The sequence below is a fragment of the Bizionia argentinensis JUB59 genome, from assembly GCF_000224335.1.
Classification (GTDB): domain Bacteria; phylum Bacteroidota; class Bacteroidia; order Flavobacteriales; family Flavobacteriaceae; genus Algorimicrobium; species Algorimicrobium argentinense.
On record NZ_AFXZ01000036.1, the window covers coordinates 42864 to 69834 of the forward strand.

A 26971-nucleotide genomic window follows, 5' to 3' on the forward strand; every position below is an offset into this window, starting at 1 on the left:
TATAAAACCAAATTAGTATGTACAATTTAATTGGAGCAGGAATGATCGTAATCGGTGGTGGAATCGGTTTAGGTATGATTGGATCAAAAGCAATGGAAAGTATTGCTCGTCAACCAGAAGCAGCTGGAAAAATTCAGACTGCTATGATCATCATCGGTGCCTTATTGGAAGGTTTGGCATTCGGTGCATTAATCCTAGGGAAATAAGAATTTCCTAAAAGTAAAAAAACACGTTTCTGCAACGGTTGGTTGCAGAAACTGTTTTAAATTAAACAAAAGAGAACTTTAGTAATCTATATAGTATGGAAACTTTATTAAACGATTTTTCGGTAGGCTTGTTTTTTATGCAAGCTGTTATCTTATTAATAATTATTTTATTAATGAGAAAATTTGCATGGAAGCCTATTTTGGATGCTTTGCAATCAAGAGAAGATGGAATTCAAGAGGCATTAGATGCTGCTGATAGTGCAAAATTAGAAATGCAAAACCTTACTGCGTCTAACGAAAAGTTACTTCAGGAAGCGCGTATGGAAAGAGATTCTATGTTAAAAGAAGCTCGCGAAATGAAGGATCAAATGATTACTTCAGCAAAAGACGAAGCGCAAGTAGTGGCAAACGCTATGATTGAGAAAGCAAAAGACGCCATTGAAACTGAAAAGGTATCAGCAATTGCAGAATTGAAAACGCAAGTGGCTTCTTTATCTATAGAAATTGCTGAAAAAGTAGTTCGCGAAGAATTATCTAATAAAGACAAGCAAATGAAATTGGTTGAGTCTATGTTAGGTGAAGCAACTTTAAACTAAAAATTACACAACAAGGTACTCTCAATAGATAGACCATGGAAGTGTAAATAGGAATAGAAGTATAATTTAAAAGATACCCACTTTCGTGGGCATAATAATGGCAGGAACAAGAGCAGCAATACGTTATGCAAAAGCAGTGTTAAGTTTAGCAACTGATAAACAGGTTGCCGAAGCTATTAATACCGACATGGTTTTAATTGCAAAAACCCTTAAGGATAACCAGAATTTGGATGAAGCGCTTAAAAATGCTGTGGTAAGATCGGAAGCAAAAAAAGCGATTTTATTACAAGTTTTTCCAGATACACATCCTATGACAATAGAGCTTTTTAAAGTCTTGGATGCTAATAAGCGTTTGGATATTATGGACGCTATTGCTGATAAGTATACCGAGTTATTCGATATTCAAAATGGTAAGCAATCTGCAACGGTAACAACGGCAGTGCCACTTACTAAAGACATTGAAATAAAAGTGTTAACTAAAATAAAAGAGTTAACCAATAAAGCCGTAACGGTGAAAAATATAGTGGATGAAGACATTTTGGGTGGCTTCATTTTACGTGTTGGCGATATTCAATACAATGCAAGTATTGCTAGCAAATTGAATAAGTTAAAAAGAGAATTTACAACAAATTAAAATAGTTAGAGTAGATGGCAAACATCTAATCTCTAGCGTCTAATATCTAAATAAAGATGGCAGAAGTAAAACCAGCTGAAATATCAGCAATCTTAAAACAACAACTTTCAAATTTTGAAGCGGGTGCTTCTTTAGATGAAGTAGGAACAGTATTAACTGTTGGTGATGGTATTGTACGTGCTTACGGACTTTCAAATGCACAATACGGAGAATTAGTAGAATTCGACGGTGGGCTAGAAGGTATTGTACTGAACCTTGAAGAAGATAACGTCGGTATCGTATTATTAGGACCTTCAGTAGGTGTTCGTGAAGGCTCAATAGTTAAACGTACGGGTCGTATCGCATCTATTGATGTAGGTGAAGGTATTGTTGGTCGTGTGGTTGATACTTTAGGTACTCCAATAGATGGAAAAGGTCCAATTGCAGGTGAAACATATCAAATGCCTTTGGAGCGTAAAGCGCCAGGTGTTATTTATCGTGAACCGGTAACAGAACCTTTACAAACGGGTATTAAAGCTATTGATGCTATGATTCCTGTTGGTCGTGGTCAACGTGAGTTGGTTATTGGTGACCGTCAGACTGGTAAAACTACCGTTTGTATTGATGCTATTTTAAATCAAAAAGAATTTTACGATGCAGGTAATCCTGTATATTGTATATATGTTGCTATAGGACAAAAAGCGTCTACAGTAGCTTTAATTGCAAAAACTTTAGAAGAAAAAGGTGCTTTAGCCTATACAACTATTGTAGCTGCTAATGCTTCCGATCCTGCTCCAATGCAAGTATACGCGCCATTCGCAGGTGCTGCAATTGGTGAGTATTTTAGAGATACAGGTCGTCCAGCATTAATTGTTTTTGATGATTTATCAAAACAAGCCGTTGCATACCGTGAAGTATCGTTATTATTACGTCGTCCACCAGGACGTGAGGCGTATCCAGGTGATGTTTTCTACTTACATTCTCGTTTATTAGAGCGTTCTGCGAAAATTATCAATAACGATGCTATTGCTAGAGAAATGAACGATTTACCAGACGTTTTAAAGCCAATGGTAAAAGGTGGCGGTTCTTTAACGGCATTACCTATTATTGAAACACAAGCCGGTGACGTTTCAGCGTATATTCCAACAAACGTGATTTCTATTACAGATGGTCAGATTTTCTTGGATGGTGATTTATTTAACTCTGGTGTTCGTCCAGCAATTAACGTAGGTATTTCTGTATCGCGTGTTGGTGGTAACGCACAGATTAAATCCATGAAAAAAGTTTCTGGAACCTTAAAATTGGATCAAGCGCAGTTCCGTGAATTAGAAGCTTTCGCTAAATTTGGTTCTGATTTGGATGCTGTTACCTTAAATGTGATTAACAAAGGTAAACGTAATGTTGAAATTTTAAAGCAAGCACAAAACGATCCATTTACAGTGGAAGATCAAGTCGCAATTATTTATGCTGGATCTAAAAACTTATTAAGAGATGTGCCTGTTGAAAAAGTAAAAGAATTTGAACGTGATTATTTAGAATTTTTAAGAGCAAAACATAGCGATGTGTTAGCCTTATTAAAAGCAGGGAAATTAACTGATGAAGTTACAGATACCTTAACATTGGTAGCTAAAGATTTATCAGCGAAATATAGAAAGTAGTAGTAAGTTATGAGTTTAGAGTTATGAGTGCGGAGTTTCCTTACCTTAATTCTAAATTCATAATTAAATAACTATAAATGAGTTTAAACGAAAGTCCTATTAGAATTAAGAGTTTCCAATTCGCTTGTGAAATAGTTATTTATTGTGATAAATTAAAAGAAAATAAAGATTTTGAATTAGCCTCTCAATTGCTAAAAAGTGGAACAAGTATTGGAGCCAATACCAGGGAAGCTCAAAGAGAAGTTAGTAAAAAAGATTTTAAAAATAAGTTTGGTATAGCACTCAAAGAAGCAGATGAAACCATTTATTGGTTGGAAATTCTTGAAGCAACTGGGAGAGTAGTACCAAAAGACATGAAGAACAAGTGTGAAGAATTAATTAGAATTTTAGTGGCAATAATTAAAAACTCTTAACTCATCACTCCTAACTCATCACTTGATTATGGCAAACTTAAAAGAAATACGTAACAGAATAACCTCGGTATCTTCAACGATGCAAATTACCAGTGCCATGAAAATGGTATCGGCTGCAAAGTTAAAGAAAGCGCAAGATGCTATTACAGCTATGCGTCCTTATGCAGATAAGTTAACCGAGCTTTTACAGGATTTAAGCGCAACTTCAAACGCTGATTCTGGGAGTAGATATTCAGATCAACGTGAAGTGGAAAAGGTACTTATTGTAGCTATTACTTCAAATAGAGGACTTTGTGGTGCCTTCAACTCTAATATCATTAAAGCAGTTAATAGAACAACTGCTGAAAGATATGCAGATAAAGATGTTTCATATATAACTGTTGGAAAAAAGGCTTACGATGCTTTTAAGAAGACAGACAAAGTAATTGCAAATAAAAGTGAAATCTTTGATGATTTAACGTTTGAAAATGTAGCTGATTTAGCTGAATTGTTGATGGAGAAATTTGTTGAAGGCGAATTCGATAAAATTGAAATCGTTTACAACAAGTTTAAAAATGCAGCAACGCAAGAGATAATGGTGGAGCAATTCTTGCCAATTGTACCAATTGAAAAAGACGAAAGTGTAACATTAGATTATATTTACGAACCTTCTAAAATTGAAATCATTGAGCAATTGATTCCAAAGTCTTTAAAGACACAATTGTATAAAGGTATCAGAGATTCTTTTGCTTCAGAACATGGCGCTCGTATGACGGCTATGCACAAGGCAACAGATAATGCAACCGACTTACGTGATGAATTGAAATTAACATACAATAAAGCACGTCAGGCTTCTATTACTAACGAAATCCTTGAAATTGTTGGTGGGGCGGAAGCTTTAAACAATTAGACGTAGCGATAGCGAAGTCAAATTTTTAAATAGAGTAAAAGCTCTTAATAATTAATATAACCCCAAATTTTATAACATGAAAAACATCAGTATCTCATCATTTTTAATTTTATTATTTATTATTACTAGTTGTTCAGGTGACGATGATGCATCAGGAAACGAAATAGTTCAAGAAACTCAAGAAAATGCTACTATAATTAACGGACAAGAATTTAGTACTCCTTTTGCTCATGCATTCATCTACGAGGATCCCAATGAAGTAGATATCGTAATAAGTAATAATAATACTAGTGATTGGTATTCTTATGAAGGTGATATTCAATTATTCAATTTTACTATTAATAAGCTTGATCTAGAAGGTAACTATACTTTTTTAAACCCTTCAAATGCTAATTTTGATTCAAACTCTAATTTTCCTCATGCGCTTTCTACGATTACGAGAATGGAAAATGAACAATTAATAGATACTAATAGCAGTGGAACAGGGTTAATTGAAACCTGGTACGATACTGATGAAGGAAATATTGTTGACGAAAATAACAGTATTAAAATAACTAAAATTGATGATGATACTTATGAAATTGAATATTCAATTGTAATAAACGGTAATGAAATATCTGGATACTATAAAGGTTCGTTGATTGAAATTAATGAATAAAATTAGTTATAATTTTAATAAATTTTAAAAAAGACCTTTCAAGATCAAAACTTGAAAGGTCTTTTTTTTTATTATAGGCTTAAAAAGCTCTATCTCATTAAAATCATGAACAAACACTTTTATAGCTGTCGGTAATTCAATACATTTAAACTATATTCTAATTTTATTTTGAGCGGACTCAAAGCACTTTTTAAACAGACTTTTATTTATGGTTTAGCAACGGTTTTACCACGTATGTTAAGCTTTATTTTGGTGCCTCTTTATACAACGGATGGTGTACTATCATCGGTTGCTGAATATGGGAAAATCTCCGTTATTTTCTCATATTTTGTACTTTTTAATGTGGTTCTAGCCTATGGTATGGAAACGGCATTTTTTCGTTTTTTCAATAAGGATGAAAATCAGGAAACCGTTATTGGAACATCTGCTATTTCATTAATCGTGTCGTCTGTCGGTTTTTTTATTTTGGCATTGTTGTTTCAAAATCAAATTGCATCCTTTATAGATATCGATGTTAAATACATCAAGCTCGTTATTTGGATTCTCCTTTTGGACGCTCTGGTAATTATACCATTTGCTTGGCTTCGCGCCGCTCAACGTCCCATGCGCTACGCTATTATTAAAATATTAAACGTCGCCATTAATCTGGGTTTAAATATTTTCTTCTTATTATATTTATCTGATTTAGCAGACCAAAGCACCCTATTTGAAAGTGTCTATGTTACCAATTTCGAAATCAATTATATTTTTATTGCCAATCTAATTGCCAGCGGTATCACCTTGGCTTTTATGCTGCCGTTTTATACATCGATTACCTATAGTTTCAATACCGTCTTATGGAAGAAAATGATGCGTTATGCCATTCCAGTATTAATTGCCGGAGTAGCTTTTTCAGTAAATGAAACATTTGACCGTATTTTATTGGATCGCTTATTACCAAAAGATATTGCTGATACTGAAATTGGAATGTATTCCGCCTGCTATAAAATTGCGCTGTTTATGACGCTTTTCGCAACCGCTTACAGATTAGGAATTGAACCTTTCTTTTTTAGTCATGCGAAAACCAAGAACCCACAAAAAAATTACGCCCGTATTTTAGAGTTTTTCGTCGCCTCTGGATCTGTTATTTTATTATCGGTTGTTGTTTTTGCCGATTTATTGAAACCCTATATTGTAAGAAGTGAAGCGTATTGGGAAGCCATGTGGATTGTTCCCATTATACTAATTGCGAATTTCTGTTTAGGAATTTATCACAATCTATCTGTTTGGTATAAAATAACGGATAGAACCAGGTTTGGCGCTTACATATCCATTGTTGGGGCTTTAGTAACGCTTACCATAAACATACTATTTATTAAAACTTACAGTTATAAAGCATCGGCAATTGCAACGCTTATTGCTTACGCAATTATGGTATTGCTTTCCTATTATTTTGGACGCAAATACTATCCGATTCCTTATAATTTAAAGAAAATTGGAATCTATTTAGCCTTGTCTATTGGTCTGTCAGTGACATCGTTTTACTATTTTAGAGGTAATTTTGCAATAGGAATTCCAATGTTAATTGTATTTTTGGGAATCGTGTATATGTCAGAACGAAAAGAAATTAAACAATTATTAAAATCATAATATGACTATTAAAATAATAAATAAATCCAATCATAATTTGCCACACTATGAAACTATAGCATCGGCAGGAATGGATTTAAGAGCAAATATTTCAGAGTCAAGAGTATTAAAGCCTTTAGAACGCAGCATTGTAGGAACTGGTTTATTTATTGAACTTCCTATTGGATTTGAAGCGCAAGTCCGACCACGTAGCGGATTAGCAGCTAAAAATGGCATCACCGTTTTAAACGCGCCAGGAACTATTGACGCTGATTATCGTGGTGAAATTGGCGTAATATTAGTTAACCTGTCAAATGAAGATTTCACCATTCAAAATGGCGAACGCATCGCACAATTAGTTATTGCGAAACACGAACGCGCAGAATGGGAGCTAGTAGAAGCTTTATCAGATACCGATAGAGGTGCAGGTGGATTTGGGAGTACTGGAGTCTCCTAAATTCCTGCGAAAGCAGGAAATCGAAGATTCAGCGAAGCTAATCTCAAAATCGATAGTAAAAAAATATTGAAAAGCCTATATCAAGGCAAATAGGCATAATTGCCATTAGAATTTGGAGTTTATCAAAATTTGTGAAGCGTTAAATATCAATATTAAATCAATAAAAATGGAACTTTGGTATGTTTACATCATGACAAACAAGCCAAAAGGTGTTTTGTATATTGGCGTGACCGATAATATAGATGAACGCGTAAAGGAACATTAATTAAAAATCTATCCAAAATCGTTTACAGCAAGATACAATTGTGATAAATTAGTATATTTTGAAGAGTTTAATAACGGAAGTGAAGCTGAAAAGCGAGAAAGAAACTTTAAAAAATGGAAAAGAGATTGGAAAATAGAATTAATAGAAGAAATGAATCCGAGTTGGTCTGATTTAAGTATCAACTGGAAACCAAATAATAGTAAATTAAGATATTAGTTTAATAATTAAAAGATACTCCGCTCAAGGCGGAGCATAGTTATGAAAATAATAGTACCAATGGCTGGACGAGGTTCTCGTCTGCGTCCACATAGTTTAACCGTACCAAAACCATTAATACCGGTTGCGGGACAACCAATCGTTCACAGATTAGTGAAGGATATTGTCAAAGTTCTCGACCAACCGGTTGAAGAAATCGCTTTCATTTTAGGCGATCCTGCTTGGTTTGGCGATGATGTGGTAAGTAGTTTAAAGGCTTTAGCCGAATCATTAGGCGCCAAGGCATCTATTTACCGCCAAGATGAACCGTTAGGAACAGGACACGCTATTATGTGTGCTAAAGACTCTTTATCAGGTCCAACCGTAATTGCGTATGCTGATACTTTAATTCGTGCCGATTTTAAATTGGACCAAGAGGCAGATTCTGTTATTTGGGTAAAAAAAGTAGATAAACCAGAAGCTTTCGGCGTAGTAAAACTCAATGATAACGACGAAATTATTGAACTGGTTGAAAAACCCGAATCCTTTGTTAGCGATTTAGCGGTTATTGGTATATACTACTTTAAAGAAGTCAGCGTTTTAAAAGAAGCCTTGCAACATGTGTTAGATAATAATATTGTTAATGGTGGCGAATACCAGATTAATGATGGTATTAAACGCATGATGGCTGCTGGTAACGTTTTTAAAACTGGGCAAGTTGATGAGTGGATGGATTGTGGTAACAAAGCCGTTACGGTTGAAACAAACACGCGTATGCTCGGATTTTTGAAAGCAGATGGCGAAAAGTTGATTTCAGACGATGTGCAACTAAATAACTCCAAAATCATTCAACCCTGTTTTATTGGTAAGAATGTTGTGTTAAAGGATGCTATTGTAGGACCAAATGTTTCTATTGGTGATGGTTGTACTATTGAATCTTCAAGCGTTAAAAATAGCTTAATTCAGACTCAAACAACTATAAAAAATGCTAATTTAGACGAGGCTATGATTGGTAATCATGTAACTTATAATGGCGAATTCACCAAAGTAAGTATCGGTGATTATTCGGTATTAGAATAAAAACACTTGCTATAACAGGTAATCTATGAAACAAAAAATCTATTTCATCTTACTTTTCTTCGGAATGATTATACCTCCGAAGACAACTTATGCGCAAATAGATTATAATAAAATCAATCAAGATGATTTAGGCGATTTTGAAGATTTGCAGCAAGACTATTTTTTTGAAGCGCTCAAGCAAAAGGGCATTGAAAATTTTGATCGTGCAGCTGAAGCACTTCTAAAATGTATCGATTTGGACAAATCGAAATCGGTTTATCACTTCGAATTAGGTAAAAATTATAACAGGCTTAAAAATTTTGGAGCTGCTGAAAAAGCCCTGAAACAAGCCGTTAAAATGGAGTCGGACAACGAATGGTACCTAGATGAGCTTTACGATGTTTACGCACAACAAGATGATTATGATAAGGCGATAAAGGTTTTAAAGCAATTGGTAGAACACCATCCAGATTACAAAGAAGATTTGGCTACATTATATGTGAAAACCAAAGACTATAAAAATGCTTTAAAGGTGTTGGATGAGATGGATGATGAACTAGGCCTTTCCATGACCAGAGATATTATTCGAAATCAGATTTATGCTGCAACTGGTAAAAAGAAGGAGCAGATAGAAAATTTAGAAGAGCGTGTGGAAGAACACCCCGATCAAGAAACCAATTATTTAGCGCTTATTTATCGTTACAGTGAAAATAATGAAAAAGATAAAGCATTTGAAACGGCGAAAAAATTATTAGAAATTAAACCGAATTCGCAATTAGTTCATTTGGCGCTTTATAAGTTTTATGTTGAAAATAATAATGCAGAAGAAGCAATTGCTTCCATGAAAATAGTGATTCAAAGTGCACAAATTAAACCAGAAGCGAAAATAATGGTGTTAACGGATTTTGTTAAATTTGTATCAGCAAATCCTGAATATGAACATGATTTAATAGAAGCTACTGCTTTGGTTACCGAAGATAAAAATGGAACTTCCTCTTTTGAAGTAGCGCAGTATTATCTTAAAAAAGGCGACAAGGAAAAAGCCTTATCTTATTACGAAAAAGCTTTGGCAAAGGATAGTGATAACTTCGGTATTACTAGAAATATGCTCTTGCTTTATATCGATTTAAAAGCATACCAAAAAGCGCAATCTATGAGTGCGGCGGCATTAAATAAATATCCATCTCAACCCATATTTTATTTGATAAATGGCGTGGCTTTTAATGAACTTAATAAGCCACAAGAGGCTATAGATGCATTGGAAATTGGTTTGGATTATATTATTGATGATACTAAAATGCAATCCGATTTTTACAAACAATTAAGTGTTTCATACACACAATTAAATAATACAAATAAGGCAAAATCGTTTATAGAAAAAGCCCAACAATTAGAGTCCTCAATTAATGAATAAATATTTTAATATCTCCTGGCTGGTCTTCATCTTGTTTTTGGTGGTTATGGGTTGTAAGTCTACCGCGTCCTTAACTTCTGATGTAAGCGATTTAACATTATCTACAAAAGAGGTTTTAAAGGCATACAAAAAAGGCGTGCCTGATTTTAAAACCATGCAAGCCAAAGTGAAAGCTACTTTTTCGGAAGGAAGTAAAACACAAACATATACCATATCGTTTCGTATGGAAATGGATAAGGTTATTTGGGTAAATGCACCATTTAATGTTATCCGCTTGATGATTACTCCAGATGGTGTGCAGTTTTATAATAAGTTGGATAATACCTATTTTGATGGTAATTTTAGATACTTGAGTGATGTACTCGGGATAGAACTCGATTTCGCCGAGCTTCAAAATATTTTGCTAGGAAATGCTATTTTCGATTTAGATAAAAACAACTTTAATATGTCGGTTTTTGAAGAAGGGTATTTGTTTCAACCGAAAAAGCAATTGGCACTTTTTGAGCTATTTTACATTGTTAATTCATCTTATTTTAAATTGGATTCCCAACAGTTTCAGCAACCAAAAGAATCGCGTTTTCTGCAAATCGATTACTTAAGTTATCAAATTATAGACAAACAAAGCTTACCAGAACAGTTGAAAGTAATAGCTTTGGAAGCTGGTAGCGAAACAATTATTGAACTCCAGTTTAAATCGGTTACTTTAAATGAACCTGTTCGTTTTCCGTTTAAAATTCCTTCGGGATTTGAAGAAATTGATTTAAAATAATCATGAAAAAACCAACACAAACATATCTATTACTACTTGGGTTTCTGCTTATTTCTGCTTTTGGCTTTTCGCAAAGTAAAAAGCAAAAAGAATTAGAAGAACGCCGACAAGCCTTACGCACTGAAATAAAACAAATTAATGAGTTGTTATTTCAAGGTAAAACGAAACAGAAATCGCAAATATCGCTGATTGAAGATATGAATTATCGGGTAAATGTGCGTAAAAATTTAATACAGGTTACCAACCAACAAGCTAATTTACTGACGCGAGAAATAAACGATAATCAAAATAAAATTTCCCAATTACGTGATGAACTGGAAGCACTTAAAGCCAGTTACGCTAGTATGATTGAAACCTCCTATAAAAGTAAAAGCGAGCAAAGTCGCGTGATGTTTTTATTGTCGTCTACTAACTTCAAGCAAGCGTATAAACGAATTCAATATTTAAATCAGTATGCTAGTTACCAAAAGGAGCAAGGCGAATCTATTAAAAGCAAAACTACCGAACTTCAGCAAACCAATACCGATTTATTAAGGCAGAAAGTTGACAAGCAAAAGCTAATAGACGAAAACCGTTCAGCACAGCGCGAATTGGAAAAAGAATTGGTTCAGCATCGTAATTTAATGGCATCCATAACCAAGAATTTAACGAGTTATACATCCCAAATTCAGAAAAAGCAAAACGAAGCCGAAAAAATAGATCGCGAAATTGAAAAAATTATTCGTGAAGCAATTGCTGCATCCAACAAAAAAGCAGGAAAAACAACAACAGCTTCTAGTGGGTTTGCGTTAACCCCAGAGTCTGCAGCTTTGGCTAAAGATTTTGTTTCCAACAAAGGAAAATTATTATGGCCAGTAGAAAAAGGTGTGGTAAAAGTTCGTTTTGGAAAACAGCCGCATCCAGTGGTGAAATCGGTCACTATTCAAAGTAATGGTGTTCGTATAGCTACTGAAAAAAACGCCCAAGTTCGTGCTATTTTTAATGGAGAAGTGTTGCGAATCATTTCATCTAAAAATGGAAATCCGACGCTATTAATTCAGCATGGTAACTATATTTCTGCTTATTCTAACATGGCTAAAATATATGTCAATAAAGGAGATAAAGTAACTACCAAACAAGCGGTAGGCGAGGTTTTTACCAATCCTGCAAATGGCGAAACTATGTTAAATTTTAGTATTTTTAAAGAAACAAAAACGGTTAATCCTGCGGAGTGGATTTACCGCATGTAAAATTCCTGCGAAGGCAGGAATCTCTTTAAATAGAATTCAAAACCGGTACAAAAAAATAGCCTGAATATTAATTCAGGCTATTTTTATATATTGGAAATAGTAAAAAACTATCTGCTATTGAAATAAAGCTTTCAATTCCGTTGCTTCATTAGGTTTCATTTTTCCAGCTAGAACTAAACTCAATTGTTTTCGTCTTAATGCCGCTACAAAACGTTCTTTTTCTATCTTGGTTTCTGGTGTAATTTCAGGTACTTGAATTGGACGCCCTGTTTCATCAACTGCAACAAATGTATAAATGGCCTCATTTGCTTTATCGCGCAAACCCGATTCCCGATCTTCAATCCAAACATCTATAAATACTTCCATAGAAGTTTTAAACGCACGAGATACTTTAGCTTCAACAGTAACAACACTTCCCAAAGGTATGGAGCGATTAAATGCCACGTGGTTTACTGATGCGGTTACCACAATACGGCGGCTGTGGCGTCTTGCAGCAATACTAGCTGCACGATCCATTCGCGCCAATAGTTCGCCTCCAAATAGGTTGTTTAAAGGGTTAGTTTCGCTTGGCAGTACCAAGTCAGTCATTATGGTTTTGGATTGCTCCGGTGTTTTTGCTGTCATTATAACATTTTTTAAATGCGCTGCAAAGGTACTATGAAAAAGTGGAATTAAGTTTAGTGCCCTATAAAGTAATATGAAGAAAATATTAAGATAACATTATTCGTTCTTTTATATGCCGTTTTAAAAGATCTTCAATTTATAGAATATAGTAATCGTAAATTTATCTGGTGTTGATGAGATTAATCAAAAACACCTCTTCTATCTACTGATTGAAGAGGTTTTTTTATATAAATTTAAAATAAAATCTAATCTTTAGGTGCTTGTACCAATAACCAAGCATCTTTATTATGTGTTTTTTTAACCTCTCTTAAAGCTTGAAGCGCTTCTAGTCGATTTTCGTAACTTGAATACACTACTTGGTGTAAACCATACTTATTACTGCCAATGTTACGAGCAGCATAACCCAAGTCTTTTAGCTGATTTACTTTTTTATCGCTGTTTTCTTCCAAACGGAAAGCTCCAGCTATAATATGATAATTGCCACTTTGTTTTTTAACGTTCAAAGTTACGGCAGGTAGTGGATTATTAATGACAAAGGTTGCTTCTTGAATTCTGCTTTCAAGTTGTGTGTTCGCTTCTTCTTGTGCTAATTGGTTATGTGTTTCAATTTGATTGACATAATAGTTAGAAGCTGCAAAACCACCAATACTTAAGGCAATGATACCAATAGCCGCATATTTTAAATAACCGCGAGACTGACGTCTGTTGTGTGTAATAGCAATAGGAATTACTTTTTCAATAGCCTGAACAGTTTCCTTGTGAGTTTCACGGGTTACTTTAGATGATGTAAACTGTGATAATCCGAAAGCATCAGTTAAGTAATTAAAATTATAAGAAGGTTCAAATAACATATTCCCTTCATTATTTAAAGATACGCTGCCAATGTTTTCAAAAGCAATGGTTTCACCTTGAACTAGGTACGACTTTAAGTATTTAACGCGTTTACTAATTTTATGACAAGCTTCTTCGTAAGGAATTTTTTCAACATCAGCGATGTAACGCGCTAATAATCCATCGTTTTCTTTAATTTGCTCATTAAATGACACGACTTTTTTTGGCGGATAAAAAGCATTTGTTGTCTCATGTATAGTTGCTGATACACGACGCGTTAAAAATGAGCCGAATTCAGGTACCGTAACACATTCGTAACGGTAGAGTAAATCACTTATGTAAGGTTCTAATTGCATAGAAACAAAGTTAGGGTTTTTTGTATGCGAATAAAAAATCTTGCTAACAATTTATTAACATCTTAAAATTTCTTTACTTGTATGCTGAAAATCAAACTACTAGTATGACAGATAATCGCTTATTACATATTTTGGCATTGCAGCATGTGCCGTTCATTGGAGATATTACAGCCAAAAAATTAATTAACCATTGCGGTTCTGTTGAAGCGGTTTTTCAAGAGAAAAAACACCATCTACTTCAAATTGATGGTGTTGGTACAAATGTTATTCGTGATTTGTACAATAAAAATCATTTTGCAGCTGCGGAAGCGGAAATGAAATTTATTATGGAAAATAATATTCAATGCTTGTATTTTATGGATGAAGGCTATCCACACCGATTAAAAAATTGTATTGATAGTCCTATTTTATTGTTTCAGGTGGGAAATGTGAACCTAGAAAACCAACGGATTATCAGTATTGTTGGTGCTCGAAAAATTACAACAGCAGGCATTGCCTTTTGCAATAAGTTAATTGAAGAACTAGCGCCTTTTAATCCCATTATTGTTTCAGGATTTGCTTACGGAACAGATATCACTGCTCAAAAAGCCGCTATAAAACACGGTTTACAAACCATTGGGTGTTTAGCGCATGGTTTAAATCAAATTTATCCGAAAACACATAAGAAATATATGGTAGATGTGGAGAAAAATGGCGGTTTCTTCACCGATTTTTGGAGCTCGGACTCTTTTGATAGAAACAATTTTTTAAAACGCAACCGCGTAATTGCTGGTGTTAGTCAGGCCACAATTGTTATTGAATCAGCTGAAAAAGGGGGTAGCTTAGTCACGGCAGATATTGCCAATTCCTATAATCGTGATGTTTTTGCGGTTCCAGGGCGAACAACAGACAGTCAAAGTGTGGGTTGTAATAATTTAATAAAATTCCAGAAAGCACATTTATTATCTCATCCTTTAGATATTCCTTATATGCTGAATTGGGAACTAGAAAGTAAACAAAAACCACCTATCCAAAAACAATTATTTGTGAATTTAGAACCCGACGAGCAAACTATTTATAATTATTTGCAAACCAAATCCAAAGAGGAATTAGATAGTATTGCCATAGACTGCCAACTGCCCACCTATCGCGTAGCCAGCCTTTTGCTTAATATGGAATTAAAAGGCGTGGTAAGGCCTTTGCCTGGAAAGTTGTTTGAAATCATTTAAATTCCCGCGAAAGCGGGAAATCGAAGATTCAAGGAAGTTAATCTCCTAATAGCTACATATATACTTTCTAATTTGGTTCGTTACTCTAATACCCAACCTTCTCACGCACTCGCGTAATAACCGAATTAGCAACTTGGCTCGCTTTTTCAGCACCAATCTTTAAAGCGTCATCAATTTCGTGTAGGTTATTCATATAATGATTGTAACGTTCGCGTGGCGTTTCAAATTTTTCGATAATTAACTCAAACAAGGCTTGCTTGGCGTGACCGTAGCCATAATTACCAGCTTCGTAGTTGGCTTTCATAGCAGCAATTTCACTTTCAGAACCGAGTAAATTATATAAAGCAAAACAGTTACAAGTGGCCCAATCTTTAGGATCTTCTAAAGCAGTACTATCGGTTTGAATAGACATAACTTGCTTGCGTAGTTTTTTATCGTTTAAAAAGATATTGATAAAATTCCCACGGCTCTTACTCATTTTTTCACCATCTGTTCCAGGGATCAACATATCATTATCGGCAGTTTTTCCTTTTGGTAAAACAAAAGTTTCACCCATTTGTGCATGAAAACGCGAGGCAACATCGCGTGTCATCTCTATATGTTGCAACTGATCTTTTCCTACCGGGATAATTTCAGCGTCATAAGCTAAAATGTCGGCAGCCATTAGCATCGGATAGTTAAATAAACCGGCGTTTACATCTTCTAGTCGGCCAGCTTTATCTTTAAAACCATGAGCTAATGTTAAGCGCTGATACGGAAAGAAACAGCTTAAGTACCACGTTAATTCGGTTACTTGCGGGACATCACTTTGTCTAAAAAACACACTTTTCTTAATATCTATACCAAAAGCCAACCAGGTAGCAGCCGTGGAATAGGTGTTATGTCTTAATAATTCGGCATCTTTAATTTGCGTTAGGGTGTGTAAATTGGCAATAAACAAAAACGAATCGTTTTCTGGCTTATTAGCCATTTCTATAGCGGGTAAAAGTGCTCCTAAAATATTCCCTAGATGTGGTGTGCCTGTGCTTTGTATGCCTGTAAGTATTCTTGCCATGTTTACTTCCCATGGAAATGGGAATCTTTTTTTAGTTATATGCTTTATTACAAGTTACAAAGGTAATTTTTTTAATACAAAAGCTCAATTTATTTAAGTAGTTTTGGTCTCCATGACAATTGTTAAACAAACTTTTTGGATATTTTATCGAATTTGGTTCTATGTGCTGGTTGCAGTGCCTATTATCATTATGTTGCCTTTGCTGCTTTTATCCATAGCAAAGGAATCTTGGTATCCTTATTTTTATAGATTAGCGCGACTCTGGGCACGATTTATTTTAATAGGTATGGGTTTTAATACGCATATTAATTTAGCTCAAAAACCAGAACGTAAAGCTAGCTATATGTTTATTGGTAACCATACGTCTATGGCCGATATTATGCTGATGCTTGTGGTATCTGAAAATCCTTTTGTATTTGTTGGTAAAAAAGAATTGGGGAAAATTCCATTATTTGGGTTTTTCTACAAACGAAGCTGTATTTTGGTAGATAGGAGTTCTGAAAAAAGCAGGAAAGCTGTTTTTTTAAGAGCACAACGCCGTTTAAACCAAGGGTTGAGTATTTGTATATTTCCGGAAGGCGGCGTGCCAGATGAAGATATTATTTTAGATGATTTTAAAGATGGTGCTTTCCGTTTAGCTATTAATCATCAAATCCCGATTGTACCTGTTGTGTTTTTAGATAATAAAAAGCGCTTTCCATTTACTTTTTTTAGCGGAAGCCCGGGGAAAATGCGCGTTGTTGGTTTTCCGTTTATTCCAACAACAGGCTTGCTTGTTTCCGATACTAAAGACCTTAATAAGGAAACGCGCTCGAAGATTTTAAATGCTTTACAAACGGATTAAATCAAAAAAGCCACTCCTGGCACAGAGTAGCTTTTTTTATTCATAATGCCGCTTTAAATTGAATTAAGAACAGCATTAATCAAACCAACTAAAAATTAAAATTTGTAACTAAAACCAGTATATACACCTATAATATAGGGTCTGAAATTACCAGATGTATTGTTATAGCCATTTAACTGATATTTAAAAGTAGGCTCTAAATTAAACAGTAGATTTTCAGTAAACTTATAATTCATTCCAATACCTAAATTGGTACTGAAGCTAACATCATTTACATTATTGGCTTCGCCTATATAAGTTTTGTATTCCTCAAATTCAGAATAAACTGCATTATCATTTAAAAAAAATGTGCTCATTCCGCCAATAATATTTACGCCAAAACGACTGTCAACTAGTTTATATTCCACTTCTACTGGAACTTCATAGTAGCTTAATCGTTGATTAATGGCTGCGTTAGACAATGAGTTGTTTATTTGCTGAAAGCCTAAATTATCACTGCTAAAAGCGCTTAATGTCTGGTTATTTGTTGCTAAATCTATATTTCGAAGTTGATTACTCTGAATTTGATAAGTGCCACTAGAGGTTTGAGTACTCGGTGATTCGTATAAAATAACATTATTGGTGTCGTAACTTAAGTTTAATGAACTAATGCCGGATCGAATGGCAATTTTTTTGCTAATGGCATAACTAACATTCACACCGTAACTAGTATTCGTTTTACCGGTTTTAGAATTGGAAACAAACTCATCATCAATATGTGACCCTTTTCCTAACGAATTATAGTAAACAGGCGCAACATTACCTTGAACTTGCCACCTGTTTACTAGTTTTTCATCTTCTTCCTTTTCACTGGTGTTTTCGGATTCCGCAATAGCATCCTCAATAGAAGGTGATTCACTAATAAGCGAATCACCAACCATTAAGTTTTCCTCTTTTTCTTTTTCATTTTGAGGTGTCTTGCCTGATTTAGCATTCCAGGCAATAGTATTTTGTGCGCTTTTTTCTTTCAACAGATTTTCTTTAGAAGTAGAATCGGTTGGTAGTTTATCTGTTGCCGATTGTCTGACTTCTTTTTCGCTGTTGTTGGTTGAAGCTACCGTATTATTTTGATTATTTATTGTTGAATTGTCCGCATTAATATTAGAACGTAGCGCAGATTTCGATGTTTCGGAAGCAACGCTGTTTGAAGGTGTATTTTCATTGATTCGTTTTTCAGAATTAGTAACCTTCTTTGTCAATTCGTTTTCGTTCTGACTAGCAATGTTGTTGTTGTTGTTGTTGTTGTTGTTGTTGTTGTTGTTGTTGTTGTTGTTTGAAATTGATTTGTTAAAAACTGCAGCTTTAGTTTCAGGCGATTTATTTACGGTATTTGAATTACCTTTAAATTCACTATCAGAATTTTCACCAGCTATTCCCTTCGTGTTTTTTTTAATTTCTAAAGTTGTTATCACTTCCTTTTCCGAATTTTTAGTTTCAGGTGAAGCTGTTTGGTTCGTAGAAGAATCGGTGGTTTTTATAGAGTTAGTATTAAAGGGTTTATTGTTAGCATCCTTGTTTGTTTTATTAGAATTAATAAAACCTGAACCCGATCGTGTTTGTGTGTCCACGGTATCGTCTTCCAGAGAAACTGGAATATTACTATCATTTAACATAACAGAACCTATGGAAATTAACAATGATAAAACGGCAGCAATACTCGCAAAACGCATCCAGATTGGAAAAGGTTCTTTTTTAAGCGATTTGCTTTCTAATTCCATTTCATTTTGAATTTTAGCCCACAATTCAGGATTAGGCTTGGCATCAAAGTCCTTAAAGGATTCTTGAAAAATTCTATCGATGTGTTTTTTGCTACTCATTATAAGGACTGTGCGTTAAAACCCGCTTTATATACTTCAATTTTATCTTTTAAAATTTTTCTTGCCCGTGCTAAATTGGACTTTGATGTGCCAATATTAATACTTAATAAATTAGCTATTTCTTTGTGAGAATACCCATCTAATACATACATATTAAATACTAATCTGTATCGATCTGGTAAATCTTGAATTATTTTTAGAAGGAAATCGAGCGGTATTTGTTCATCATCAATTTCTATTTCTTCATCTTCAATGAAATCTTCATTTATAATTTCAAAAACGCCTTGGCCTCTGTAGTGCTGTAAAGCCGTATTAATGGCGATTCGTTTTAGCCAACCTTCAAAAGAACCTTTATGTTTAAACTGATCTATTTTTTTAAAAATAGTCAAAAATGTGTCTTGCAGATTGTCTTCTGCCTCGGCGTAATTTCTAGAATACTTTAAACAAACCGAAAACAATGTGCCCGAAAAGAGCTGGTATAGTTCGCTTTGTGCATGGGTATCATGATTACTACAATTTTCTATGAGTTGATTTAAACTCAATTAAACACATTTAGTTAAACATTAATTAATCTACTACTGGAACTTCAAAAATTAAATAGTCATCCTCACCATCGGCATTTAGACCTAGCCAAAACTTCAATACATACAAATCTTGATTTAAGGGCTTAAATGTGAATGATTTTTCCACAGTATTATCCGTATTAATTATTGGACAATCAAAATCCCCACTATAAACAGTGGACATGATAGCAATCATAACGCTGCCAATTTCTGTTTGCATATAAATATCTTTATAGGCGTGGCATTCTGTTGGTATTTTAAACCTGACCAGAATATCATAGGTTTCGCCGCGTACAAATTCCTCTGGAACAGTAGCGCTTTCTATAGGTAATAATTCAATATAAGTAGTCTCAGTATCATCGCTTAAACTGCAAGAGACTGTAAGTATTGCAAACAGACAAATAATTAGTTTTTTCATAATTTAGACAAACGTATATAAATGTGTTCACATGTTAGATGCAAAAACAACAGAAAGGTTGCGTCTGAATATAAAAAAATCCCAAATAAATTGGGATTTTAAAAACTTAAGCTGATTTAATCAACTCTTTTATTTTGGTTTCTAACTCGTCCATGAGTTCCGGGTTATCTTTTATCAGCGCTTTAACTGCGTCGCGACCTTGTCCTAATTTGGTGTCTCCGTAGCTAAACCAAGAACCAGCTTTTTTAACAACTTCATATTCGACAGCAATATCTAATATTTCACCGACCTTGGAAATACCTTCGCCGTACATAATATCAAACTCTGCTAATCTAAAAGGAGGCGCAACTTTGTTTTTAACCACTTTTACTCGGGTTTTATTTCCTTGAACGTTTCCGTCTGTATCTTTTATTTGAGTAGAACGTCTAATATCTAAACGTACAGATGCATAGAATTTAAGTGCATTACCACCAGTAGTCGTTTCTGGATTTCCAAACATAACACCAATTTTTTCACGTAATTGGTTAATGAAAATTACTGTACAATTAGTTTTACTAATAGATGCTGTTAGTTTCCTTAGGGCTTGAGACATTAAACGGGCATGTAACCCCATTTTAGAATCACCCATTTCACCTTCAATCTCTGCTTTTGGTGTTAAAGCGGCAACCGAGTCAATAACTACAATATCTATAGCACCTGAACGAATTAAATTATCGGCAATCTCTAAAGCTTGCTCTCCGTTGTCTGGTTGCGAAATAATAAGGTTATCAATATCAATTCCTAATTTTTCGGCGTAGGTACGATCAAAAGCGTGCTCTGCATCAATAAATGCTGCAATACCACCTGCTTTTTGCGCTTCGGCAATTGCGTGTAAGGTTAAGGTTGTTTTACCAGAAGATTCTGGTCCATATATTTCAATAACACGACCACGAGGATAACCATTTACACCTAATGCAATGTCCAATCCTAATGAACCCGAGGAAATTGACTCGACATCCACAACGGCTTGATCACTCATTTTCATTACCGTTCCTTTGCCGTAAGCCTTATCTAATTTATCTAAAGTTAGTTGTAGTGCTTTTAATTTAGCTTCTTTTTCGCTGCTCATTTCTGTATTTTTTATCTTATGAAAGTGCTGCTAAAATACTACTCTTTTTCCACTTTACAATTTTATGACGCAACCTTTTTGTTGTTTTTGCATCTACTTAATGAAGTGGGAAACTTTTGCTATGAGAACAATTAGAAAAACACTATTTATTAACGAATTAGGCGTTTCAGTGACTGTATTTTTAAACAGTAGCTGTAAAGTCGATGGTGGTTAGCTCTGTTATGTATTTTTTTGAATAACAAAAAAAATATCATTAACGAGTTAGTCTACTTAAAGCACTTTGTAAACCATTACAAGGTGCTTTTTGTTTCAAGTAAATTCAGAACCGCAAAAAAATAGTACATTTGTGGCTAAAATAATCTTTAACCTTAAAAAATTAGTATAGCATGCAACTGTACAATACCTTAAGCGCTAGAGAAAGAGCAGAACTTATTGAGCAAGCTGGAAAAGAACGCTTGACTATCTCTTTCTACAAATACGCCAAAATAGAAAACCCTGAAATTTTTAGAGATCACTTATTTCTAAATTGGGATAAACAAGACGTTTTAGGACGTATTTACGTGGCTCACGAGGGCATAAACGCCCAACTTTCCGTACCAGCAGATAATTTTAATCTGTTTAAAATTTTTTTAGATACCATTTCGTTTTTAGAAAATGTACGATTAAATATCGCCATTGAACATGATAATTTTTCATTTTTAAAATTGAAAGTGAAGGTGCGTGATAAAATTGTAGCCGATGGTTTAAACGATGATACGTTTGATGTAACTAACATTGGTATTCATGTAGAAGCAGAACAATTCAACCAACTTATTGACGATCCAAACGTGGTTTTAGTGGATATGCGAAACCACTATGAAAGTGAAATAGGCCATTTTAAAAATGCTGTAAAACCAGATGTCGATACGTTTCGGGAATCTTTGGATATTATTGAAGCGGATTTAAAAGGTTATAAAGAAGATAAAAAACTCGTAATGTATTGCACGGGGGGTATTCGTTGTGAAAAAGCTAGTGCTTACTACAAACACAAAGGTTTTAAAAATGTGTATCAGCTAGAAGGTGGTATCATTAATTACGTGCGTCAAATAGAAGCTCAAGGTTTAGAAAATAAATTTATAGGTAAGAATTTTGTTTTTGATGAGCGTCGTTCCGAGCGTATTTCAGATGATGTTATAGCCCATTGCCATCAATGTGGTGAGCCTGCCGATTTACATACCAATTGTGATAATGGCGCTTGCCATTTATTGTTTATTCAGTGCGAAGCGTGCAAGGAAAAAATGGATAATTGCTGTTCAACGCGTTGCCAAGAGGTTATTAAATTGCCTTTTGAAGAGCAAAAGGAACTGCGAAAAGGCCAAGGTAATAGCAATGATATCTTTAAAAAAGGACGAGCCGATCATTTGCCTTACAAAAAAGATTTGAGAAACATATTCGACCATATCCCCACTAATAAATAATTATATTTAACAGGTGTTTAGATTTTTTCTTGAAATGTGTGATGTAGAATAAGCATATATTTTAATCAGGAAAATGACTAAATACCTGTTCTTATTTTGTTGTGTTTCTAAATCTAAATCACAATTGAAACCCGTATCCCTTAAGTCTTATAACCAAATCGAGTTAAATTAATTTCCCCATAAAAATTAGACTTTTCAAGTCAATAGAATAATAGTATATTTACATCTTACTAACAGAGTATTAATCGTCTTCTGGAACGTATGGTTTCAGAATCAATATATATTATTAATTTATGGCTTGTGGAAGTTGTTCAACAGGAAAAGATGGTCAGCCAAAAGGATGTCAAAGTAACGGAACATGTGGTACGGATAGTTGTAATAAACTAACGGTATTTGATTGGCTCGGAAATATGACATTACCCAATGGCACAGAGCCATTTAAATGGGTAGAGGTGCGTTTTAAAAACGGTCGAAAACATTATTATAAAAATACAGAAAATTTAACTTTAAGCATTGGCGATATTGTTGCTACACAGGCGGAGTATGGTCATGATATTGGAATGGCTACGCTTACAGGAGAGCTGGTTCGTGTGCAAATGAAACGAAAAAAAGTTTCACAAGATGATCCGGAAACGCTTAAAATTTATCGAAAAGCATCGCAAAAAGATATCGATATTTGGTCCGATGCACGCGATTTGGAAGAGCCAATGAAAGTCAAAGCACGTCAGTTTGCTATCGATTTGAAATTACACATGAAAATTTCAGATATCGAATATCAAGGTGATGGCAGTAAAGCTACTTTTTATTATACGGCGGAAGAACGCGTAGATTTTAGAGAACTTATTAAATTATTTGCTAAAGAATTCAAAACCCGTATTGAAATGAAACAAGTAGGTTTCCGTCAGGAAGCTTCACGTTTGGGTGGAATTGGATCTTGTGGTCGTGAATTGTGTTGTTCTACTTGGTTAACGGATTTTCGTTCGGTAAGTACATCAGCGGCACGTTATCAGCAATTATCATTAAACCCACTAAAACTAGCTGGACAATGTGGTAAACTAAAATGCTGTTTAAATTATGAATTAGACACTTATTTGGATGCTATTAAAGATTTTCCAAAAACTGAAGTAAAACTCTACACTGAAAAAGGTTCTGCTGTTTGCCAAAAAACGGATATTTTTAAAGGTCACATGTGGTATGCTTACGAAGGAGAATGGATGAATTGGCATTTAATTACTAAAGATCAAGCCAAAGAAATTATTGAACTCAATAAGCAAAAGAAAAAGCCAGCTAGCCTGGAAGAATTTGCGGTGGAATTAGTTAAGGATACTAAAAGTTCTTATGAAAACGTTGTTGGTCAAGATAGTTTAACGCGTTTTGATAGTCCAAAACAGAATAAAAAACGTAAAAGTAACAAAGCGAAAGGCAACAGACCAACAAATAAGGCTCAAGCAGATAGTAAAGATGGGAATGCTCCAAGTAGGAATAAGGTAACCACGAATAGACCTAAACCTAGAAACAAGCCAAATCCTAGAAAAGAATCTGAAAATAAAGACGCTAATACGACGAGCAATAAAATAAGTGCAGATAAACCCAACAAACCAAATCCAAGAAGACGCAAACCACAAAGTAAAAAGAACGATTCCGATGATGCGAAGTAAGATTTTATTTCTAATTATAACCGCTTTTTTAGCCTTAACGGCATGCGATTCTAACCGGGTTTATGATACATATAAATCGGTGCCAAATCAATGGCATAAAGATTCAATAATTCAGTTTAAATTTCAAGCGCCGGATTCTATCAACAAATACAATTTGTTTGTAAACCTTCGTAACAATAACAATTATCCGTTTAATAATCTATATTTAATTGTAGAAATGGATTTTCCAAACGGGAAAGTTATAAAGGATACCTTACAATATAAAATGGCAAAACCTAATGGCGAATTATTAGGAACAGGATTTAGCGATATTAAGGAGAGCAAACTGTGGTACAAGGAAGACGTTATTTTTAATGAATCTGGGGATTATCACATAAAAATCCAACACGCCATGCGCAAAAACGGCAAGGTAAGTGGCGTTGTTGATTTAGAAGGCATAACCGATGTAGGTTTTCGTATGGAACATACAGTTTTAAACCAATAAATATTACTGTTACAAACTAGTTTATTACACTAATGGCAAAGAAGAAAGAAGCAAAAAAGCAAGAAAATACATCTAACGAATTTCAAGGTTATGTAAGATGGTTTTGGAAATTATTTTTAGGAGGAATTTTAGCTGTTGTAATGTTGTTTTTATTAGCATCATGGGGTGTTTTTGGCGAATTGCCAGATTATACCGTTTTGGAAAATCCGAAGACAAATTTAGCGACTGAAATTATTTCTTCTGATGGGAAAACGCTTGGAAAATTCTATTTTAACGACAACCGAACGCCCGTTAGTTTTGATGAATTGCCAAAAAATTTAGTAGATGCCTTGGTAGCAACAGAAGATGCTCGTTTTTATGAGCATTCTGGAATTGATGCCCGTGGAACTTTAAGAGCGCTTGTTTATTTAGGAGGAAAAGGTGGTGCTAGTACTATTTCTCAACAGTTGGCACGTCAATTATTTGTTGGTGTTCGTTCAAAAGGCCTGGATAAATACACTCAAAAAGTGAAGGAGTGGATAATTGCTACTAAATTAGAAAGACAATACACCAAGGAGGAAATTATTGCCATGTATTTTAATATTTATGATTTCGGTAATAATGCTGATGGAATTCGTTCTGCTTCAAGTATTTATTTCAATAGAGAACCAGATGAATTGGATATTAAAGAATCTGCTATGTTAGTGGGTATGTTTAAAAATTCATCTTTATATAATCCCAGACCTCATAAAAACCCGGTTGGAACAAAAAACCGAAGAAATGTGGTATTAAATCAAATGGCCAAATACAATTTTATCACTGAAAAAACTAGTGATTCGTTAAAAGCATTGGATTTGGGTTTACGCTATTCACCGCAATCACATAGGGATGGTATTGCTACATATTTTCGTGCGTATTTGGACGGTTTCGTGAAGGATTGGATTAAAAACAATCCAAAACCTGATGGCGAAAAATACAACTTATATGGGGATGGTTTAAAAATATATACTACTATCGATTCGCGTATGCAAACCCATGCGGAAAATGCTGTAGAAAAGCATATGCCCAGACTTCAAGCGGAATTCGATAATCAAAATACACCAGAACGAAATGCTACAGCACCATTTTTAGAGTTAAGCAAAAGTGATGTAGAGGCATTAATGCAACGTGGTATGCGTCAATCGGAACGCTGGCGTGTCATGAAAAAAGCTGGTAAAACTGATAAAGAAATCATTGCATCTTTTGATAAAGAAACAGCCATGTCTATTTTTTCATGGAAAGGCGAAATAGATACCATTATGAAACCAATGGATTCTATGCGTTATTATAAAAAATTCTTACACCCAGGTATGATGTCCATGGATCCGTTAACCGGACATGTAAAAGCATGGGTTGGCGGTATGAACTATAGACACTTTCAATACGATCATGTAAAACAAGGAAAGCGTCAAGTAGGCTCTACCTTTAAGCCTTTTGTATATGCAACAGCCATAGACCAGTTGCATTTATCGCCTTGCTATAAAATGCCCCGCTCTCAAATAACTATTGAAGCTATGAAATTTGGTAATCCAAACCCTTGGACACCTAAAAATGCTGATGGCGATTATGCTGGCGAACTGACCTTGGAAGCTGGTTTAGCGGGTTCTGTAAACACTATTACGGCGCGTTTAATGGATAAAGTGGGGCCACAACCTGTCATTGATTTAGTAAAAAAATTAGGCGTGGAATCTGAAATTCCTGCAGTACCTTCTATTGGTTTAGGAACGGCGGATATAAGTGTGTATGAAATGGTGGCTGCTTATGCTACGTTTGCCAATCAAGGTGTTTATACCAAACCGGTTATGGTAACACATATTGAAGATAAAAATGGTACAGTTTTATATCAATTTACACCCGAATCACGAGACGTTATTAGCGAAGAAACGGCCTATGTAACTGTTAAATTGCTTGAAGGTGTAACGCGAAGTGGTTCTGGAGCTCGCTTAAGACGTACATGGATGCCAAAAACAGGTCCCTATCCAGAAATTATAACAGGATATCCATACGAATTTACAAACCCAATTGCTGGAAAAACGGGAACGACACAAAACCAAAGTGATGGTTGGTTTATGGGTATGGTTCCTAATCTAGTAACGGGTGTTTGGGTTGGTGCAGAAGATCGTGCTACGCATTTTAGAAGCATTAGCTATGGACAAGGTGCATCTATGGCGCTACCAATTTGGGGTATGTATATGCGGAGTTGCTATGAAGATGAAGAATTAGAAATTTCTAAAGATGATTTTATCGTACCTAAAAAATTAACCATTCAAGTAAATTGTGCAACATATGATTCTGGCGATGAAGAGGCCGATCCATCAGAAGAAATTCCAGATGAATTAGATTTTTAACCAAATTCCTGCCGAGGCATGAATCTCATTTCAGGATTTATAACAAATTGTAAAAACTCCAAAAGCCATTCTTTTCCGAATGGCTTTTTTATTTGGTATCAATAAATTGAAAATC

The 26971-nt window shown here is 34.7% G+C and carries 26 protein-coding genes and 1 pseudogene; 20 read left to right on the top strand and 7 right to left on the bottom strand.

Annotated elements, in window-relative coordinates:
- Positions 1 to 17: 17 nt before the first annotated feature.
- From atpE to BZARG_RS10175, 14 genes and pseudogenes are all read left to right on the top strand, one after another.
- On the top strand, positions 18 to 206 hold the full coding sequence (atpE, locus tag BZARG_RS10110) for an ATP synthase F0 subunit C (RefSeq protein WP_008638050.1): 189 nt from the start codon (positions 18 to 20) through the stop codon (positions 204 to 206).
- A 95-nt stretch (positions 207 to 301) separates the two neighbouring features.
- The gene (locus BZARG_RS10115; protein WP_008638126.1) at positions 302 to 802 is read left to right on the top strand and encodes a F0F1 ATP synthase subunit B; all 501 of its coding nucleotides are present in this window, start codon (positions 302 to 304) and stop codon (positions 800 to 802) included.
- 97 nt (positions 803 to 899) lie between these two features.
- Positions 900 to 1436 (top strand): ATP synthase F1 subunit delta, encoded by a 537-nt coding sequence (gene atpH / locus BZARG_RS10120; protein ID WP_040288459.1) that lies wholly within the window; start codon positions 900 to 902, stop codon positions 1434 to 1436.
- A gap of 56 nt (positions 1437 to 1492) precedes the next feature.
- The gene (atpA, locus tag BZARG_RS10125; RefSeq protein WP_008637995.1) at positions 1493 to 3073 is read left to right on the top strand and encodes a F0F1 ATP synthase subunit alpha; all 1581 of its coding nucleotides are present in this window, start codon (positions 1493 to 1495) and stop codon (positions 3071 to 3073) included.
- A 77-nt stretch (positions 3074 to 3150) separates the two neighbouring features.
- Positions 3151 to 3486 carry a four helix bundle protein gene (locus BZARG_RS10130; protein WP_008638030.1) on the top strand — a complete coding sequence of 112 codons (336 nt, stop codon included), beginning with the start codon at positions 3151 to 3153 and terminating at the stop codon, positions 3484 to 3486.
- A gap of 28 nt (positions 3487 to 3514) precedes the next feature.
- A complete protein-coding gene (gene atpG / locus BZARG_RS10135) occupies positions 3515 to 4375 on the top strand; it encodes an ATP synthase F1 subunit gamma (protein WP_008638038.1) in 861 nt (286 codons plus the stop codon).
- 76 nt (positions 4376 to 4451) lie between these two features.
- Positions 4452 to 5033, top strand: coding sequence for a hypothetical protein (locus BZARG_RS10140; protein ID WP_008637909.1), 582 nt, complete (start codon positions 4452 to 4454; stop codon positions 5031 to 5033).
- 168 nt (positions 5034 to 5201) lie between these two features.
- Positions 5202 to 6662 carry an oligosaccharide flippase family protein gene (locus BZARG_RS10145; RefSeq protein WP_008638026.1) on the top strand — a complete coding sequence of 487 codons (1461 nt, stop codon included), beginning with the start codon at positions 5202 to 5204 and terminating at the stop codon, positions 6660 to 6662.
- Position 6663: 1 nt separating this feature from the next.
- Positions 6664 to 7098, top strand: coding sequence for a dUTP diphosphatase (gene dut / locus BZARG_RS10150; RefSeq protein ID WP_008637925.1), 435 nt, complete (start codon positions 6664 to 6666; stop codon positions 7096 to 7098).
- 166 nt (positions 7099 to 7264) lie between these two features.
- A pseudogene (locus BZARG_RS10155) lies at positions 7265 to 7579 on the top strand (GIY-YIG nuclease family protein).
- 42 nt (positions 7580 to 7621) lie between these two features.
- Positions 7622 to 8638: a sugar phosphate nucleotidyltransferase gene (locus BZARG_RS10160; protein ID WP_008638002.1), complete on the top strand. Its 1017-nt coding sequence runs from the start codon at positions 7622 to 7624 to the stop codon at positions 8636 to 8638.
- Positions 8639 to 8663: 25 nt separating this feature from the next.
- The gene (locus BZARG_RS10165; RefSeq protein ID WP_008638079.1) at positions 8664 to 10031 is read left to right on the top strand and encodes a tetratricopeptide repeat protein; all 1368 of its coding nucleotides are present in this window, start codon (positions 8664 to 8666) and stop codon (positions 10029 to 10031) included.
- Positions 10024 to 10800, top strand: coding sequence for a DUF4292 domain-containing protein (locus BZARG_RS10170; RefSeq protein ID WP_040288461.1), 777 nt, complete (start codon positions 10024 to 10026; stop codon positions 10798 to 10800). Before BZARG_RS10165 ends, BZARG_RS10170 begins: the two co-directional genes overlap by 8 nt.
- A gap of 2 nt (positions 10801 to 10802) precedes the next feature.
- Complete coding sequence (locus tag BZARG_RS10175; protein ID WP_008637971.1) at positions 10803 to 12029, top strand: murein hydrolase activator EnvC family protein; 1227 nt, start codon at positions 10803 to 10805, stop codon at positions 12027 to 12029.
- Between the two features lie 114 nt (positions 12030 to 12143).
- Here BZARG_RS10175 and BZARG_RS10180 read toward each other — a convergent pair whose 3' ends face one another.
- Both BZARG_RS10180 and BZARG_RS10185 read right to left on the bottom strand, forming a co-directional pair.
- Positions 12144 to 12653, bottom strand: coding sequence for an acyl-CoA thioesterase (locus BZARG_RS10180; RefSeq protein WP_008638090.1), 510 nt, complete (start codon positions 12651 to 12653; stop codon positions 12144 to 12146).
- A 245-nt stretch (positions 12654 to 12898) separates the two neighbouring features.
- Positions 12899 to 13840 (bottom strand): HU domain-containing protein, encoded by a 942-nt coding sequence (locus BZARG_RS10185; RefSeq protein ID WP_008638049.1) that lies wholly within the window; start codon positions 13838 to 13840, stop codon positions 12899 to 12901.
- A 104-nt stretch (positions 13841 to 13944) separates the two neighbouring features.
- Here BZARG_RS10185 and dprA point away from each other — a divergent pair, with 104 nt between their 5' ends.
- The gene (gene dprA / locus BZARG_RS10190) at positions 13945 to 15048 is read left to right on the top strand and encodes a DNA-processing protein DprA (RefSeq protein WP_008637973.1); all 1104 of its coding nucleotides are present in this window, start codon (positions 13945 to 13947) and stop codon (positions 15046 to 15048) included.
- Positions 15049 to 15133: 85 nt separating this feature from the next.
- On the opposite strand, the gene trpS is transcribed toward dprA, so the two are convergent.
- The gene (gene trpS / locus BZARG_RS10195) at positions 15134 to 16102 is read right to left on the bottom strand and encodes a tryptophan--tRNA ligase (protein WP_008638056.1); all 969 of its coding nucleotides are present in this window, start codon (positions 16100 to 16102) and stop codon (positions 15134 to 15136) included.
- Positions 16103 to 16214: 112 nt separating this feature from the next.
- Between trpS and BZARG_RS10200 the strand changes: the two genes are divergently transcribed.
- A complete protein-coding gene (locus tag BZARG_RS10200) occupies positions 16215 to 16946 on the top strand; it encodes a lysophospholipid acyltransferase family protein (protein WP_040288462.1) in 732 nt (243 codons plus the stop codon).
- Between the two features lie 95 nt (positions 16947 to 17041).
- On the opposite strand, the gene BZARG_RS15290 is transcribed toward BZARG_RS10200, so the two are convergent.
- The 4 genes from BZARG_RS15290 to recA all read right to left on the bottom strand — a co-directional run bounded on the left by BZARG_RS15290 (position 17042) and on the right by recA (position 20891).
- A complete protein-coding gene (locus BZARG_RS15290; protein ID WP_008637987.1) occupies positions 17042 to 18802 on the bottom strand; it encodes a hypothetical protein in 1761 nt (586 codons plus the stop codon).
- Positions 18802 to 19344 carry an RNA polymerase sigma factor gene (locus BZARG_RS10210; RefSeq protein ID WP_008638036.1) on the bottom strand — a complete coding sequence of 181 codons (543 nt, stop codon included), beginning with the start codon at positions 19342 to 19344 and terminating at the stop codon, positions 18802 to 18804. Before BZARG_RS10210 ends, BZARG_RS15290 begins: the two co-directional genes overlap by 1 nt.
- A gap of 25 nt (positions 19345 to 19369) precedes the next feature.
- The gene (locus BZARG_RS10215) at positions 19370 to 19783 is read right to left on the bottom strand and encodes a hypothetical protein (RefSeq protein WP_008637910.1); all 414 of its coding nucleotides are present in this window, start codon (positions 19781 to 19783) and stop codon (positions 19370 to 19372) included.
- Between the two features lie 106 nt (positions 19784 to 19889).
- The gene (gene recA, locus BZARG_RS10220; RefSeq protein WP_008638089.1) at positions 19890 to 20891 is read right to left on the bottom strand and encodes a recombinase RecA; all 1002 of its coding nucleotides are present in this window, start codon (positions 20889 to 20891) and stop codon (positions 19890 to 19892) included.
- A gap of 386 nt (positions 20892 to 21277) precedes the next feature.
- Here recA and trhO point away from each other — a divergent pair, with 386 nt between their 5' ends.
- The 4 genes from trhO (at position 21278) to BZARG_RS10240 (ending at position 26856) form a co-directional block, all read left to right on the top strand.
- Positions 21278 to 22348, top strand: coding sequence for an oxygen-dependent tRNA uridine(34) hydroxylase TrhO (trhO, locus tag BZARG_RS10225; RefSeq protein WP_008637903.1), 1071 nt, complete (start codon positions 21278 to 21280; stop codon positions 22346 to 22348).
- Between the two features lie 293 nt (positions 22349 to 22641).
- Positions 22642 to 24006, top strand: coding sequence for a regulatory iron-sulfur-containing complex subunit RicT (gene ricT / locus BZARG_RS10230; protein ID WP_008638127.1), 1365 nt, complete (start codon positions 22642 to 22644; stop codon positions 24004 to 24006).
- A complete protein-coding gene (locus BZARG_RS10235; protein WP_008637985.1) occupies positions 23993 to 24490 on the top strand; it encodes a gliding motility lipoprotein GldH in 498 nt (165 codons plus the stop codon). Before ricT ends, BZARG_RS10235 begins: the two co-directional genes overlap by 14 nt.
- A gap of 32 nt (positions 24491 to 24522) precedes the next feature.
- A complete protein-coding gene (locus BZARG_RS10240; RefSeq protein ID WP_008637940.1) occupies positions 24523 to 26856 on the top strand; it encodes a penicillin-binding protein 1A in 2334 nt (777 codons plus the stop codon).
- Positions 26857 to 26971: the final 115 nt, after the last annotated feature.